This is a genomic window from Rubripirellula reticaptiva, from assembly GCF_007860175.1.
In the GTDB taxonomy this organism is placed as follows: Bacteria; Planctomycetota; Planctomycetia; order Pirellulales; family Pirellulaceae; genus Rubripirellula; species Rubripirellula reticaptiva.
In genome coordinates this window covers 848,143-863,888 of sequence record NZ_SJPX01000005.1, presented here as the reverse complement: position 1 = coordinate 863,888, position 15,746 = coordinate 848,143, and the positions used below count along the sequence as shown (strand labels likewise).

The following is a 15,746-nucleotide window of genomic DNA, read 5'->3' as shown; positions in this document are numbered from 1 at the left end:
GTCACGGCGATGAAACAACGTCGCGATGTCGAAGCAACGTGTGGCTTATCCGAAACGGCCGCTAACGTAGTCTTCGGTTTGTTGTTTTTTGGGCAGCGTGAACACCTGCTCGGTTTCGCCGAATTCGACGAGTCGGCCTTCGAAGAAAAACGCCGTTTTGTCGCTGCACCGGGATGCTTGTTGCATATTGTGGGTGACAATCACGATCGTGTATTGGTCGCGAAGCTCATCCATTAGGTCTTCGATCGCAAGCGTGCTCGATGGATCCAGGGCACTGCAAGGTTCATCCATCAACAGGACTTTTGGACCGACGGCGATCGCACGGGCAATGCACAAGCGTTGTTGTTGGCCGCCGGACAAGCCGAGTGCAGGTTTTTTTAAGCGATCTTTGACTTCTTCCCAAACGGCAGCTTTTTGCAGCGACCATTCCACCAATTCGTCCAGTTCGGACTTCGTCAGTCGCATGTGCAGTCGCGGTCCGAAGGCAACGTTGTCGTAGATCGACTTAGGGAACGGGTTGGGTTTTTGAAAGACGATTCCAACTTGACGCCGCAAAGAAACGGCGTCCGTCGTTGACGCCAGAATATCGAGGTCGCCCATTCGCAGTGTCCCATTGGCGTGTGCCGATGGGACCGTGTCATTCATCCGGTTGATCCACCGTAGCAAGGTGCTTTTCCCGCATCCGCTTGGCCCGATGAATGCGGTGACCTTGTTTTGTGGGATCTGGATGTCGAGCGAATGGATTGCTTGGAAATCACCATAATAGGCGTCGAAATTTTCAATCTTGATCAGCGTCTGCGAATCCGGCTTGGGCGCAGGATTGGACGCACGGTTAGGCAGCGGATCCTGCTTTACCGTTGAATCGGCGATTGTCGATTCGACGTTCGTGGGCGATGGGTCAGCGGTCATAGAAGCGTTGCTGGAAGGCGTAAAAATTTCAGTTACCGCGATTGGACTTTATGGCGAACGTAGATTGCTACTGAGTTTAGTGCTAGCAGAACGACAAGCAACACGATGATGGCAGCCGCAGCCAATTGTTGATACACGTCTTGAGGGCGGCCAGCCCAGTTGAAAATCAGAACTGGCATCGTCACGACCGAATCCATCAGGTTTTCGGGGCCTCGGTTCTTGGCAATCGCCGCGCCAAGCACGACCAAAACGGGCGCGGCTTCGCCGATCGCGCGTCCGAGCGCTAGGATTGCCCCGGTTAATATTCCCGGCAGCGCCGCCGGCAGGCTGATATTGCGAGTGGTCTGCCACTGGGTGGCGCCAAGTCCCAGCGAGGCTTCACGAAGCGATGGAGAAACCGCACGCAGCGATTCTTGCGTCGCGATGATGATGACGGGCAAAATAACCAAGCCCAGCGTTAGCCCGGCCGCCAGGAAACTCTTTCCGAACGGAAGACGAAAGTAGTACCAGGACCGTTTGGAGTAAGAACCACCGACGGCGCCCTTCTTTACTGTTTTCAAACGCGTTTCGCGGTCCGCCGGTTTCGGGCCCGATGCTCGGTCCCAGATTTCAATCTGGAACGGGTTGCCATCATTGTCGATGCCTTCGATGGGTTCGCTGATTTTGATGGTGGTTTGCGATTGATCTTGCTGGGGCACCAGGATCGTTTGTCCGGGCTCAAGCGACAGGACTTGGTAATAGTGATTGACGCCGAACAGCTCCCAGTCGCTTGGGCGGTTGACTTGGATTTGTCCGAACACGTTGAACATGTAAACAAACACGGTCAGCCCGAGCAGGCCGAATACGATCGATGGGACGCCCGCTAAATTGGCGATGTTCAACTGAATGAAACCGTGCAGCGTTCGCAGCAGCTTATTCGCCGGTTTGAACTCTTCCAAGAAAATGGCAGTGCCGATTCCCAGTGGCAGAGCAACAAGGCCCGAGATTCCGCACACCAACAGCGATCCGATGATTGACGGCCACATTCCCGACTTGGCCGGTTCTAATTCGCTATGCGAATTGTTGATCAAGTCACTGGTCAAGCGACTTTGGCCTTGGAAGCCGATCGAGACCAACAGCACGACCAACACGACCACGCTTAACGAAGCGATCGCGACGCACAACCAGAAAAACATGCGATCGAAAGACTTGCGTTTCTGTGCGTTGCTGCGTGCCTGAACTTGGTCGCGATCGACCAATGCCGAAGGCAGCGGGTCGGCGGGCTTTGACTTGCGTTGCGAACGGGCGTCGCCGGATCGTTCTTCTGCGTTTGGCATGTCGCTCATTGATATGACTCTTGGAAGCGACGGCGGATCAGTTGGCCAAGCAGCGTCATTCCAAACGTGATCACGAACAACGTGATCGCGACGGCATAGAGGCTGAAGTATTGGACGGTCCCGTACTCGTTTTCGCTCTTGATCATTTCAACGATGAATCCCGTCATCGTTTGCGATTGCTCGCGAGGATCCAGCGTTGCCGTTGCTCGCGTGCCGGCCGCGAGTGCCACGACCATCGTTTCACCGATTGCTCGACTGAACGCCAGCAAGAACGCCGAAATGATTCCCGAAAGGGCGGCTGGCACCACAACTTTTACCGCAGTTTCGAACGGCGTGCTGCCAAGCCCGTACGCAGCGTCTCGCAGCGCCGACGGCACTGCTCGCATCGCGTCCTCGGACAAACTGGTGACCATCGGCAAGCACAGGATGCCTACAGCGATACCTGCGCTGGTCGCGTTGAATGTGTCGAACGCACCAGCAGTGAACCATTGCAACGATGGGCTGATCACCAAGATCGCAAAGAACCCCAGTACGACCGTTGGGATGCCCGCAATGATTTCGAGCGTCGGTTTCAGGATGCTGCGAACTCGGTAGCTGGCAAATTCCGAAAGGTAGATCGCCGTGATCAGGCCCAGTGGCAGGGCGATGATCATCGCGATCACGGTGACGCGAAGCGTTCCGCTAAGCAGCGGCCAGATCCCGAACTTGGCGTTTTCGAGTTCCTGGCTTTGCAACGCCGTCCACTCGGTGCCGGTCAGGAACTCACCAAACGAGACATGCTCGCTTTGGAAGAAATTCCAGCTCTGGCTCACCAGCATTCCCACAATGCAGACCGTGATCAATACCGTCGTCAGTCCGCACATCGCAAGAAATGCAACCACACATCGCTCGCGGAACTCGCTGGCCGCGGTCGAACGAAAATTGCGTTTTTGCAGAGCTACGGGTAGCGGCGTATTCTGACGAGCCGACATCGGTGACTTTGAGATCGAGGTGATTTCGTGGACGAACGGTTACTTACTTCGCGTCTAAGCTTTCGGCAACGTACAGTTCTGCGAACGCGCCTTCACGTGAATTGCCGTCGGCGTCGATGAAATGCGTTCCGGTGGTCACATCGTCGAAGATCGTCATGGTGCGCTCAAATAAGTCGCCGGGCAGTTGGACGTAGTCGACTTTTCCTTCGGCACAGAACGTCGACACGTTTTCCAGATAGAACTCGACAAACGTCTGTACTTCGGCGCGAGCAAGCGATTCTTCGCTGACATAAATGAACAGCGGGCGGCTGAACGGAGCGTACTTGCCCGATGCAATGTTTTCAGTCGTGGGCAAAACCGGTTCGTTGATTTCTGGGTTGACGATTGGGACCGCCTTCAAGATCGACGCGTTTTGCGTGTAGTAGGCAACACCAAAGAATCCAATCGAGAACTTGTTGCCGGCAACGCCTTGAACCAGCACGTTGTCGTTTTCGTTCAGTGTCATGTCGCCACGCATTTCTTGTTTGTCAGCGACGACTTCTTTGAAGTAATCGTAAGTACCCGAACCGGTTCCCGGCGAGAAAATTTTGATTTCTTGGTCAGGCCAACTGGGGTCAACGTCCTTCCACTTTTTCGCTGCGTCTTTGCCGACGAAAATCTTTTCCAGTTGCTCGACTGTCAATGACTTGACCCAGTCGTTGTCTGGGTTGATCGCAATTGTCAAACCGTCGTAAGCGACTGCTAGCTCGACAAATTTAACGCCAGCAGCTTGGGCCTTTTCGAGTTCGCCGGGCTTGATTGGGCGGGACGCATCGGAGATGTCCGTTGCCTTGCCGTAGAACTCTTTGAATCCGTTTCCGGTTCCTTCGCCGCCGACAGTGATTTTGACGCCGGGATGTTGGGCAATGAAGGCTTCGCGGATTGCGTCACTGATCGGTTGAACCGTACTGCTGCCGTCGATCTTGATGTCGCCGACCAATGTAGACTCGCTTGCCGAGTCGGTTTGAACGCTGTCGGCGGTTGGCGCCGAAGTCGTGGTCTTGGACGAATCGCAGCCAACCAGCAACCCAAGGGCGACCATGGCTATTAATGCAACTGGGGGGCGTGTGAATTTCATCAATGGGAGCTCCGATAGACTTGAAACGAGAACGGGCCCGCGATTATGAATGACGCTTTCTCACACGCTACCGGTGAAGAATCGACGGAGACTGATTCTTCACAATTGAGAAGGCTCGAAGGTTGGATGACTGCTAGCTCGGTCGATTTCGAACGCTTCGTTAAGTTTAGACGCAGATGAGATCTGACATAGTGGAGCCCTGTCAAACCGGTGCTCGGTCGGTTCGAAAGTGGCACTGCCGCAGCGGCAATCGACCGGCGTACCGCACGCACCGGTCTTTTTCTTCACGTAAACTTAACAGAACATTCACTATTTGGCGGTCGCCATAAATCGGGCTTCGCGGACGACCGTGACTTTGATCTCGCCTGGGTAAGTAAGCTCTGACTCGAAGGCTTTGGCGATGTCGTGGCAGATCGAGGCAGCCTGTTCGTCGGTCGTCTTTTCGCTGGCCACGATCACACGTAATTCGCGGCCCGCGCTGATTGCGAACGCTTGCCGAACGCCGTCGAAACGGTTCGCGATCGATTCCAGTTCCTCCATCCGTTTGACGTAACGTTCCAGCGATTCCCGGCGAGCGCCCGGGCGGCTGGCGCTGCACGCGTCGGCCGTCGCGACCAGCATGGTGTACGGGTGCTCGGTGACGATTTCGTCATGGTGGCCCAGCGCCGCATGCACGACTTCGGGGCCTTCGCTGTGTCGTCGTAGCAAATCGGCACCGATTTTCGGGTGGCCGCCTTCGAGTTCGTGGTCGGCGGCTTTGCCGATGTCGTGCAGCAATCCACAGCGGCGAGCCAGGTCGCCGTCCATGCCGATCATTTCTGCGACAAGGCCGGAAATGAACGCGACCTCGACGCTGTGCCGCAGCACGTTTTGGCTGTACGAAGTCCGGAAATGCAGCCGTCCGAGCATGTGGATGATCTTGTCGTGCAGTCCCGGCACGTTGACTTCGTCGGCCGCCTCGCGGCCCTTCTGCATGATGAAGCCGTCGATCTTTTTGGTGGTCTCTTCGACGACTTCTTCGATCTTGGAAGGGTGGATGCGGCCGTCGGCGATCAACGCACCGAGCGACTGGCGAGCGATTTCGCGTCGGACCGGATCAAATCCACTGACGATGACGACGCCCGGCGTGTCATCGATGATGACATCGACGCCAGTTGCTTTTTCGAACGCGCGGATGTTGCGACCTTCGCGGCCAATGATACGGCCCTTCATATCGTCGGTCGGCACGTCCACGGTGCTGGTGGTCGATTCGGCGGTATGGGCGGACGAGTAACGCTGGATCGCGGTCAAAAGGATTTCACGAGCCTGAGCGTTGACCAAGTCGGCCATTTTCTTCTTGTGTTTCAGCAGAACCGAGCCGCGTTCGTGTTCGAGATCCTGTTCCAGCGACGCCATCAGTTTTTCGGTCGCTTCGGCTCGCGACATACCGCTAGCCGTTTCCAGAATCGTTTGCTGCTCTTTCAGCTTCTTTTCCAGCATGACGCGTTGATCCGAAACGCCTTTCATCTGAGTTGCCAAGCGAGTCTGGCTGCTCTCGAGACCGCGTTGGGCTTTTCGCAGCGAGTCTTCTTGTTGGTGCAGTTGCTCGTCCCGTCGGTCGAGTTTCTGTTCGCGAATCAATAGCGTTTTGCGTCCGGCCGCCAGTTCTTCATCGGCGGATGCTTTGACGTTCAGCGCCGATTCTTTGGCTGCAAGCAGCAACTCGGCGCGATGGGTTTCGGCATTGGCGCGAGCCGCGGCGAGTAGCCTTTCGGCTTCTTCGTTCGCTTTTTCAGTTCGCTTTTTATCGTTGGCTTTGAACAGCCCAAACGTGATGCCGGATCCGGCTATCAGCGAGATCAGGCAGTAGAAGGCGATCGTCGTATTCATTGATGGGTCCTCGAAATCGAGAACTCGAAAACCGGCCGTTGCAAAGTCTCGTCGTGATACGTTGAACGAGTGAATCGATCGCTAGAAACAAACCGCTGGACTGCAAGTTCGGCGCGGACGCACAACTTGCGGAAGATGTAAAACGTGATGCCGTCACACGATCAAACAAGCAGTCGCCGGCCAGATAGCCAGGGCGAAGCCAGGTGAAAATCGTTAGAACGAGGGACCACATCGGTACAATGTCGCAGTCAAAGGTTTGGAAAGCGCAGACAAGCGTTGAACACATCATCGACGAACAACGGGGGAGGTTCTGTTGTCCGGTGGGGTGTTAATCTTCACATTGAGTGATGCCAATCCTGCCACCAAAGGAGCGGGAGGGATCACTTCACAAGATTACCAGCTTGCAACTTCCCGCGAAACAACCGGCGTCGGATTAAGTTGCTCGGGGCGGCTCGCGGCTCCAAAAGTGCCAGTTTTCCAGTCATCAAGAAAGTTCTCGGCCTCCTTCTTCATGCCAGCCGCGACGACTCTAATCGATCAGCTCTCCGACGCCTGGCCACCCCATCGGTGGGCGGGTGTGGGCGTCGTGGTCGGCTGCAGTGGTGGTGCGGACAGCGTGGGGCTGCTGCGTGTGATGGCGGAAATCGGGGCGAGTCTGCCTCAGTCGGGTTTTCTCGTGGCGGCTCATTTCAACCATGCCTTGCGAGGTGAAGCGTCCGATGGGGACGAGCATTTTGTCGAAGCCTTGGCTCGGTCGCTTGGCGTCAGATTCGTCGGCGGCCGCGCCCTCAAAACTAAATCAGACGAAGCCTCGTTGCGATCGGCGCGACTCGAGTTCCTGGTCGATACAGCCAAATCGCTCGGTTGTCGCTATATCACCCTGGCTCATTCGGCTGACGACAACGTCGAAACGGTGCTGCACCACTTGATGCGTGGAACTGGGCCATCCGGGTTAGCAGGGATCGCCCCGCATCGGCCGGTTGACGACGATTTGGTCATCGTTCGGCCGCTGATCGGTGTTCGCCGCCAATCGATTCGCGATTATCTGGTCAAAGTTGGACAATCATGGCGAGAAGATGCGTCCAACGCCGAAACGGTGTACCAACGCAACTGGCTTCGCAACGAGCTGATCCCGCTGATTGAATCTCGGTACGCGGACGCCACCGAAGCGATCGGTCGGGCGGCGATGGCCCAGCGTGATTGGCGTGATTTGATCGATTCGGCAGGTGCGGATTGGGTCCAGGCCCAGGCGGTGGCTGATGGCAAAGTCTTAGTTTGGCGAGACAGCGAGACTCCTTCGGCGGTCGTGATCGCCGGGTTGCAGACGATTTGGGATCGATTGGGATGGCCGCGTGGCGAGATGACACGGGATCATTGGCTGCGACTGGCCGCGACAATTGCCGACCAAGACCCCAGTACTAACGAACAACGGTACACTTTGCCGGGAAAAATTGATGTTCGGGCGTCTGGCAAGTCGATCCGGTTCGCGGTTTGCAATACCTAGCCGTTTGAGTTGAAATCTGCCATTTTGGCGGAGCACAATCATTGGCATCCGACTCCTCTGTTTCCCCTGACGATATTCGTGGCTGAAGACCTTTATCAAACTCTGGGCGTTCCTCGTACTGCAACGAAGGACGAAATAAAAAAGGCGTATCGCAAGTTGGCGATCAAGTTCCACCCGGACAAGAATCTTGACGACAAGAAGTATCAAGATCGGTTTAAGCGGATCCAAGAAGCGAACGACGTTCTGAGCGACGATGAAAAACGGGCGGCGTACGACCGCTATGGCGCCGACTTTGAAAAAATACGCGGTTCAGGTTTCAATCCTGGCGGTGGCGCTGGCGGTGGTGGAGCGGCAGGCTTCGAGGGGCTCGATTTGGAGCAGATCTTTGGCGGTCGCGGTCGTGGTGGAGCACAATTCGAAGGCTTCGGCGACTTCTTTGAACAAATGGTCGGCGGCGGAGGCGGTCGCGGGGCTGGCCGTGGACCGGGTGGCGGAGCTCGGCGTCCGGCGCCGCCTCAGCCCGGTGCTAACGTTCGACACGAACTTGATATTCCATTGGAAGTCGCTGTTCGCGGTGGCAAGACCGAGTTCTATCTGGCATCTGGCGGAGACAACGAGAAGATTGCCGTTACGATTCCACCGGGTGTCGAAACCGGATCAAAGATTCGCTTACGCGAGCGTGGGCAACCTTCGCCCAACGGCGGACCGCAAGGCGACTTGATCTTGCTGATCAAGGTTTCGGATCACCCGCATTTCAAACGCATTGGCCGCAATCTCGAAGTCAACGTGCCAATCTCGGTTGGCGAAGCCATCTTGGGCGCCAAAGTCGACGTGCCGACGCCTGATAAAGTGGTTGCCGTCACCGTGCCAGCCGGTACCAGCGGCGGCACGCGGCTGCGTTTGAAGGGTCAAGGCGTCAAGCATCGCGATGGCACGGCCGGCGACTTGTTGGTGGTCTTGCAGATTCAAGTGCCGAAAACAATCGATGATGAATCGAAGAAGCTGATCGAGCAGTTCGAAGAACGCAACTCGGTTAGCCTTCGCGATGATCTGGCGTTCTAGAGAGCATGCGATACACCTTCGGCAAACATCAACGAGTCAAACGCGCCAGTGAGTTTACTCTCGCGTTAAAGAAGGGCTCGTGCGCAGCCGACGGAGTCCTGGTGTTGTTCGCGATCGCGTCGTCGCCGGATGCTAGGGCGCGAATGGGCGTCACCATTCCTAAACGGACCGGCAACGCGGTCGTACGTAATCGTTGGAAACGACTGATCCGCGAATCGTTTCGATTGCAGCAACAAGTATTGCCGACCGGATACGACTTCATCGTGCGTCCCAAAAAAGACGCCCAACCGACTTGGGCTGAAATCCGCAAGTCGATTCCCAAATTAGCGGCCAAAGCCGTCAAGCGAATGAGTTGACGCTGGCACGCGAACCCGCAAACAAGGCCCGCGGGATCACACCGGAAAAACGTGCTTACGCAACCATCCGATTGCTAGCCGAATAGAACTTCGCCACCGTGTCGACAACTTGCCGTTGTTCCGATTCGGTTAAACCGGGGAAGATCGGCAGGTTCATGATTTCGGCACAAGCTTTGTTCGTTTCAGGAAGCGAGGCATCGGAATACTTCTTGTCGCGATAGCATTCTTGCTTGTGAACAGGGATCGGGTAATAGATCTCGCTGCCCACATTTTGCTCGGACAAGTGAGCTCGCAGTGCGTCGCGGCGTCCACCAGGAATCCGAACGGCGTACTGGTTCCAAACGTGGAATGCGTTTGGATCTTCGTAAGGCAGCACCATCGTATCGTCGCCGACGACACCAGCCTCGGTCAGCCAACGCTTGTAGCGCGACGCAATGGTTTGTCGTGCTTCGACCGCTTCCGGCAAGTGGCGCAGTTTGACTCGCAGCACGGCGGCTTGGAACGTGTCCAGTCGGCTGTTGATCCCGACCACTTTGTGGAAGTATCGCGGTCGCATTCCGTGACCGGCAAACAAACGCAGGCGGTCGGCAGTTGCAGGGTCGAGCGACGTCATCATGCCGCCGTCACCCATGCCGCCCAAGTTTTTCGTGGGATAGAAGCTGAAGCAACCGATCAGTCCCCAACTGCCCGCTGGGCGTGAATGATAGGCGGCGCCGATGGCTTGTGCTGCGTCTTCGACGACGACGACATCGTGAGCGCAGGCGATTTGGCAGATGCGGTCGATTTCAGCGCATTGGCCAAACAGGTGGACGGCAATGATCGCTTTGGTTCGCGGAGTGATCGCGGCTTCGATCTTTTCGGCGTCGATGTTAAACGTGTCGGGTCGAATGTCGACAAAGACGGGCGTCGCACCCAGTCGTGTGATGCAGCTAACTGATGCAAAGAACGTAAAGCTGGGCACGATCACTTCGTCCCCAGGCCCAATGTTCAACGCCATCATTGCCAGCAGCAGCGCGTCGCTGCCCGACGCACAGCCGATCGCGTTGTCGACTTGGCTGTAGGCCGCGACTTCGCTTTCGAGTTCAACCACATCTGGGCCGAACAGAAAACGACCGCTGTCGACGACATCGGTCAGGGCCTCGATGAATTCTTCACGCAGGGGAAGATTGTCACGATTGACGTCCATCAACGGGACGTTATTTGCGGGATTGGCCATCGTTGGGCCTTCCTTGGCTAGGTACGTGGGTCTGAGGTCGGAACAGCATCATCCTTGATCTGTTTTGATGTCGTTTAGGTTTAGTCTCGGCGGCCAGATTGGGTCAAGATCAGTCGATCAGCCGGCCTGCTTCATCTTGTCGAGTTCTCGGCTGGGCGTCCAATTTGTTGACGCGTCATTTCACGCTATTTCGCCGGTGGTTCCTGCTTGTTTGGTTCTTCTTCGCTCGGTTCGGTCACATGGATGTTGGTGGCTAGATGTTCGTGGGCGGTGCGTTGCACGTCGTCGCCGGCGACTTGCTTGGCGTGACGCCGTGCGGATTTAGGGTCGGCAAGACGCCCGATCTGGACGACCGGTTCGCCAGGCTGGACCGCGGGCAGAGTCGTCATGCCAATCACGATTCCCGAAAACGGTGTGACCAAGCGACCTTTTTCTTCACCCAACAAGCTGCTGTTGGTTGCGATCGCTTGCCCTTTTTCGACGCTGTCGCCCGGCGCCACGTGCAGCGACATGAACCCGCCCCGTTCGGCACGCAGCCACTTGGTTTCCCGCAGAGTGACTTGTGAATCGGGCAAGTCCTGTTCGCCGTCCATCATGCCAAGCTCTTTGAAGACATTTAGGATTCCGCGAGTCATGCACTCGGCAACTGACGACTCGACTTTCCAAACTTCGCCACCTTCGACCACGATCGTCGGACATCCCGCTTTAGTCGCTTCCAACCGCAATGATCCTTTGGGGCCGTTACCGTGCAGCAAGATCCCACATCCAAACGCAGTCGCCAGCCGCAAGCAATCAGGATGTTCTAAGTTCGCTCGCACGTTCGGAAAATTCGTCCGCCGGACTGCTGCGGTGTGCAAGTCGATCCCGAAATCGCACTGGGTGATGACCGAATCGAAGATCACTTTCGCTAATCGTGATGCCATGCTGCCGCTGACCGTGCCAGGAAAACAGCGGTTCAGGTCGCGTCGATCAGGTAGGTAACGCGAGTGCTGTTCGAATCCCAAAGGATTCAGCACCGGGATCATCAGAACAGTGCCTGACTGCAGTTTCCAATCGTCATTGTCGATCAGCATGCGGATGGCGCCGGTTCCGTTTAGTTCGTCGCCATGAAGCGCGGCGGTTACGAAGACCGTTGGCCCGTCAGTCAGGCCACGGCAAACGCGAATCGGGATTGAAATGTTCCGGCCGCTGTAGCTTTCGGTGACTTGCAGTTCCGTGTTGGCCGATTCGCCCGGTGCAAGGTCGGCGCCGAACCAATGAGCAATGTTGGGAGTTTCTGTCATAACGAGTTTGATAGCTGCTGGGCTTGGGTAATGGCTTCGCCGCGTGAGTGGATCTTTCCATCAAGTTGAGCGTCGCGGATCGATTGCAGGATCGACTTGTAAAGCGGGCCGGCCGGGATGCCGAGATCTTTTAAGTCTTTGCCGTTCAAAAATGGTGGCGGATCGAGTTCCTTCCGTGGCATCGCCATCGCACGCCGAGCGATCGCGATGCCGGCTTCGTCGCTGGATTTCGAATTCGCTTCGGCCACTTCGATGATCGTTTCGGCATCACGATCGATCAGGATCGGCTGCACGACCGACCAAGCCAACCGGTCCGCACCGCCAATCACGGGGTAGTGCAGGATTGCCGCCGTGATCTGACGCACTTCCTCGTTTGAGAGTTTCCAGCGATCTGCGATCGCCGCTAACGCTTGCTCGGGTGCATCGGTTTGCAGCAGAAAGCATGCCATCACGATCGCAAACGAGCGGTTGCTCAATTTGTTTGTCTTGGCGGCAAGCTGGTCTAGATTGACGGCGGAAATTTCAGGCAACACCGTTTCATCCAGTTTGCAGTCGATCAAATGACGCAGTCCCTGGACCACCGACGGCGATGTGAAAACGCGGCGCATTTCCGCACCGATTCGTTCTCCGCTGACAACATTCATCTGGCTAGCGAACGATTCGATCGCGTCACGAGTGGACGGATCGATTGCAAACCCGAGCGTCGTCGCGAAACGTACCGCTCGCAACATCCTCAGCTTGTCTTCGCCGAACCGATCGGCGGGATTGCCGATCGTCCGTAAACGTTCTGCTTGTAGGTCGGCTTCGCCACCGACATAGTCGATTACTTCGTCGGTGTGCGGATCGTAGAACAGCCCGTTGATCGTAAAGTCGCGCCGCAGAGCGTCTTGCTTCGCGTCGCCGAAGTGCACCGAATCGGGGCGACGTCCGTCGCTGTATTCGCCGTCGCTTCGAAAAGTTGCAACCTCGGTTGGCTGGATCGTGGATTCAGTCGAACTTGCGGTGCTAGCTTTCGTGTCTCGCTGTGGCAGCACGCCGATCACGCCGAAGGACGCGCCGAACGCCAGCGTACTCTTTTTTCCGAATACGTCTCGAACTGCATCGGGGGTGGCGTCGGTGGCGACGTCGTAGTCTTTCGGTTGTTTGCCTAGCATGGCATCGCGAACGCAGCCGCCCGCAAGCAGGGCAACGAAGCCGGCTTGCCGCAGAGTCGTGATGATTCGAATCGCTTCCTGAGACTCGGGGCCGTGGAAGAATTTTCGACTAACGTTTGCGATCTGATTGGCCTCGGATGGGGAGTGGATGGCGTGGGTGCGATTGTCGCGGTAGTCGGCTTCCGCTAAAAGCACACGTATGAGCAACGTACCACCAAAATCTGTTTCGTCCGAACGAGTACCGCGAGGCAACTTCGAAAACAAACGAGGTGTCGTGGGTGTGATTTTTCGCGAAGAACGACTGTTGATCATTCGCCGCGCGTTGACGGTGACCGCGCCTGGCAAGTTGTGTCTGCCCGGCGGTACGGTTGAAAAAGGTGAGGAAGAACATGAAACGTTGGTTCGCGAAATGCAGGAAGAACTGACGATCGATGTTGAACCGGTCCGACTGTGCTGGCGAAGTGTAACGCCGTGGGGGACAAGGTTGGCATGGTGGCTGGCTCGCTTGGACCACGCGATCACACCGATCCCATTCGAAGAGGAAGTCAGCGAGTACTTTTGGATGACGCCGGCTGAACTGCGCGGGGCAAAGGGAGTCTTGCCAAGCTTGCCCGCCTTCATTTCCGCGTGGGAGCGTGGCGAGATCGATCTGAAGCATTAGCCGTGAGCATCACGTTCGAGTCCTGTCGAGAATGTGGATGCGGGCAGTAGCCTCTTTTGGTGTTAAGAAAGCGACGCCGGTCGCGCCCTAAGAAAAAAGTCTCTCTGCGAGCGTTCGCGGCCGGGTACTCCTGTACCCGGCCCGTGAGGTTTCGTGAGATGATCGACAAGCTCGAAAGCATGCCTCTCACCATCGACGAATGTCAGCCCGTGGCCGCAAGCTGACCGCGTCAACCTCACGCAAGGCGAACTCGCGGAGACGATTTGCCAGAGACGTCCAAAATGTGACGTTCGCACTATTCATGCAGTTACCGATCCCCCAAAAAGGGAGGCCGCTGCGTCCTAGCGTAACTCGAATGCAGTCAATGACTTGCATTCAAATCTCGGCTGTGTTTTGTTCCGAATCGGCTGGGCGTTTTCTGGCCTCTTCACCGTCTCGGTAGCATTAGATTACGCCCTTGCCGGGACCGGTCAACTGCAGAATTTTGGTTTTGTTCTCCGCTGCGCCGAGTTGTCATCGGTAAAGCGTTATTGCACCCCGAGTTACATGCCTTTTCGGTTTTTCAAACGGGTATCGCTGACCTGGGCTTTGGCTCAACAAATCGATAGCAATGACGTAGCTCTTTTGGGTGGTCTGTTGATTGGGTGGCAGTTTTGAAGCAAGATTTGGGCGGCGGGTTGCGGGCCGAGACTGGCAGGTTGGCGGCGAGTTCGATAGGCTGGCGAGCTAGCAAAATGGAGCGGCTAATTGCCGTTTTTTACTGGAATTCCCACGCTAATCGCCAATTTTTATGTCATCGACGAAATCTGCATCTTCTGCCCCAACGCCCAGCTCGCAGCATGTCGCCCACTTGGCCGTCGACCTAGGGGCCAGTAGTGGTCGGGTTATCGCTGGCGTCGTCGTGGACGGCAAGCTGACCCTTGATGCGATCCACCGTTTTGCCAACGAACCGGTCCGTGTTCACGACTCGCTGCAATGGGATGTATTGGGGCTGTGGCGCGAGATCCAAACCGGGTTGCGAATGGCGTCGGCCAAGTACGTCAACATCGAATCGGTCGGCGTTGATAGCTGGGGCGTCGATTATGTCTTGATCGACAAAGTCGGCCAATTCGCTGGCTCGTGTTTCAATCACCGCGATCGACGGACTCGCGGCATGCTGGAAAAAGCCTTCGAAATTGTGCCTCGGTCCGAGATTTTTGACGCTACCGGGGTGCAATTTCTGGAAATCAACACTGCCTACCAATTGCTAGCAGCCAAGTTGGCGGGGGATCCAGGGCTGGAAGCGGCGGATCAGTTCTTGTTGATCGGCGACTTTTTTCACTGGCTGCTATCTGGCGTCCACAGCAACGAAATCACGAACGTTTCCACGACCCAGCTTTCCAACCCGCGAAACGGCCAATGGAGTCGCGATTTGATCGCTCGGCTCGGTTTGCCTTCGTCCCTGTTCAAGGAAACGACGTCACCGGGGACCAACTTGGGCCCCGTTCAGCCGTCGGTCGCGTCATTCACGGGGCTCGATGGTGTCTCGGTCGTCTTGCCAGCGACGCACGATACGGCATCAGCCGTGTTGGCGGTGCCGGCGGACGACTTTGCGCCGGCCAAACCGTCTTGGTGTTACATCAGCAGCGGGACTTGGTCGTTGATGGGGTGCGAGTTGCCCGAGCCCATGATCACAGACAAGTGCGCCGAGCTGAACTTCACGAACGAATCTGGCGTCGGCGGCAGCACACGATTGCTAAAAAATATTTGCGGTCTGTGGATCTTCCAACAGATCCGTCAGTCCATGCTACGTCGTGGCAAGGAAGTGTCTTGGGATACGATGGTGACCGAAGCCAAACAGGCTCCTGCGTTCGGATTGTTGATCAATCCCGATGCAATGGACTTTGTCGCGCCCGACGACATGGTTGATGCCTTGACCGGATTTGCTGAATCGACCGGCCAAGCGAAACCGGCTTCTGACGGCGTGTACTATCGCGCCGCACTGGAAGGGCTAGCCCTGCGCTACCGAGTTTGTCTGGGAATGCTGGAATCGATGCTAGGCCATCCGATCGAAACGATTCACATCGTTGGTGGAGGTTCCGTCAACGCTTTGCTATGTCAGATGACGGCCGACGCCTGCAATCGGACGGTGGTTGCGGGACCGGTCGAAGCGACGGCAATCGGCAACGTGCTGATGCAAATGGTCGGGCTGGGCAAGCTGAAATCGATCGACGACGCTCGGTCGCTTGTTCGCGCAAGCTTTGAACCCACGACGTACCAACCGCAAAACACGGACGCATGGACGGCGGCGGCCGAGAAGTTCGAGTCGCTGTAGTCGCATGTCCCCCT

Annotated in this window: 13 protein-coding genes; 5 read left to right on the top strand and 8 right to left on the bottom strand. The window is 56.5% G+C overall.

Annotation, left to right across the window (positions count from 1 at the left end):
- Positions 1–45: 45 nt before the first annotated feature.
- From pstB to rny, 5 genes are all read right to left on the bottom strand, one after another.
- Positions 46–909 carry a phosphate ABC transporter ATP-binding protein PstB gene (gene pstB, locus Poly59_RS24395; protein ID WP_146536685.1) on the bottom strand — a complete coding sequence of 288 codons (864 nt, stop codon included), beginning with the start codon at positions 907–909 and terminating at the stop codon, positions 46–48.
- A gap of 32 nt (positions 910–941) precedes the next feature.
- Positions 942–2,234: a PstA family ABC transporter permease gene (locus Poly59_RS24390; protein WP_146536684.1), complete on the bottom strand. Its 1,293-nt coding sequence runs from the start codon at positions 2,232–2,234 to the stop codon at positions 942–944.
- Positions 2,231–3,196 carry a phosphate ABC transporter permease subunit PstC gene (gene pstC / locus Poly59_RS24385; protein ID WP_146536683.1) on the bottom strand — a complete coding sequence of 322 codons (966 nt, stop codon included), beginning with the start codon at positions 3,194–3,196 and terminating at the stop codon, positions 2,231–2,233. Before pstC ends, Poly59_RS24390 begins: the two co-directional genes overlap by 4 nt.
- A gap of 43 nt (positions 3,197–3,239) precedes the next feature.
- Positions 3,240–4,313 carry a PstS family phosphate ABC transporter substrate-binding protein gene (locus Poly59_RS24380; RefSeq protein WP_146536682.1) on the bottom strand — a complete coding sequence of 358 codons (1,074 nt, stop codon included), beginning with the start codon at positions 4,311–4,313 and terminating at the stop codon, positions 3,240–3,242.
- 309 nt (positions 4,314–4,622) lie between these two features.
- Positions 4,623–6,182 (bottom strand): ribonuclease Y, encoded by a 1,560-nt coding sequence (gene rny / locus Poly59_RS24375; RefSeq protein WP_146536681.1) that lies wholly within the window; start codon positions 6,180–6,182, stop codon positions 4,623–4,625.
- 511 nt (positions 6,183–6,693) lie between these two features.
- On the opposite strand from rny, the gene tilS reads away from it, so the two are divergent.
- The 3 genes from tilS to rnpA all read left to right on the top strand — a co-directional run bounded on the left by tilS (position 6,694) and on the right by rnpA (position 9,104).
- Positions 6,694–7,686 (top strand): tRNA lysidine(34) synthetase TilS, encoded by a 993-nt coding sequence (gene tilS, locus Poly59_RS24370; protein ID WP_146536680.1) that lies wholly within the window; start codon positions 6,694–6,696, stop codon positions 7,684–7,686.
- Between the two features lie 78 nt (positions 7,687–7,764).
- On the top strand, positions 7,765–8,748 hold the full coding sequence (locus Poly59_RS24365) for a DnaJ C-terminal domain-containing protein (RefSeq protein WP_146536679.1): 984 nt from the start codon (positions 7,765–7,767) through the stop codon (positions 8,746–8,748).
- A 5-nt stretch (positions 8,749–8,753) separates the two neighbouring features.
- Positions 8,754–9,104 (top strand): ribonuclease P protein component, encoded by a 351-nt coding sequence (rnpA, locus tag Poly59_RS24360; RefSeq protein WP_146536678.1) that lies wholly within the window; start codon positions 8,754–8,756, stop codon positions 9,102–9,104.
- A 55-nt stretch (positions 9,105–9,159) separates the two neighbouring features.
- On the opposite strand, the gene Poly59_RS24355 is transcribed toward rnpA, so the two are convergent.
- The 3 genes from Poly59_RS24355 to Poly59_RS24345 all read right to left on the bottom strand — a co-directional run bounded on the left by Poly59_RS24355 (position 9,160) and on the right by Poly59_RS24345 (position 12,964).
- Positions 9,160–10,320 carry a DegT/DnrJ/EryC1/StrS family aminotransferase gene (locus Poly59_RS24355; protein WP_146536677.1) on the bottom strand — a complete coding sequence of 387 codons (1,161 nt, stop codon included), beginning with the start codon at positions 10,318–10,320 and terminating at the stop codon, positions 9,160–9,162.
- Positions 10,321–10,505: 185 nt separating this feature from the next.
- The gene (locus tag Poly59_RS24350) at positions 10,506–11,603 is read right to left on the bottom strand and encodes a succinylglutamate desuccinylase/aspartoacylase family protein (protein WP_146536676.1); all 1,098 of its coding nucleotides are present in this window, start codon (positions 11,601–11,603) and stop codon (positions 10,506–10,508) included.
- On the bottom strand, positions 11,600–12,964 hold the full coding sequence (locus Poly59_RS24345; protein ID WP_246151905.1) for a CCA tRNA nucleotidyltransferase: 1,365 nt from the start codon (positions 12,962–12,964) through the stop codon (positions 11,600–11,602). Before Poly59_RS24345 ends, Poly59_RS24350 begins: the two co-directional genes overlap by 4 nt.
- On the opposite strand from Poly59_RS24345, the gene Poly59_RS24340 reads away from it, so the two are divergent.
- On the top strand, positions 12,957–13,418 hold the full coding sequence (locus Poly59_RS24340; protein WP_146536674.1) for an NUDIX hydrolase: 462 nt from the start codon (positions 12,957–12,959) through the stop codon (positions 13,416–13,418). The two genes, Poly59_RS24345 and Poly59_RS24340, sit on opposite strands and share 8 nt — an antisense overlap.
- Before the next feature lie 790 nt (positions 13,419–14,208).
- Complete coding sequence (locus tag Poly59_RS24335) at positions 14,209–15,732, top strand: rhamnulokinase (RefSeq protein ID WP_146536673.1); 1,524 nt, start codon at positions 14,209–14,211, stop codon at positions 15,730–15,732.
- Positions 15,733–15,746 lie beyond the last annotated feature (14 nt).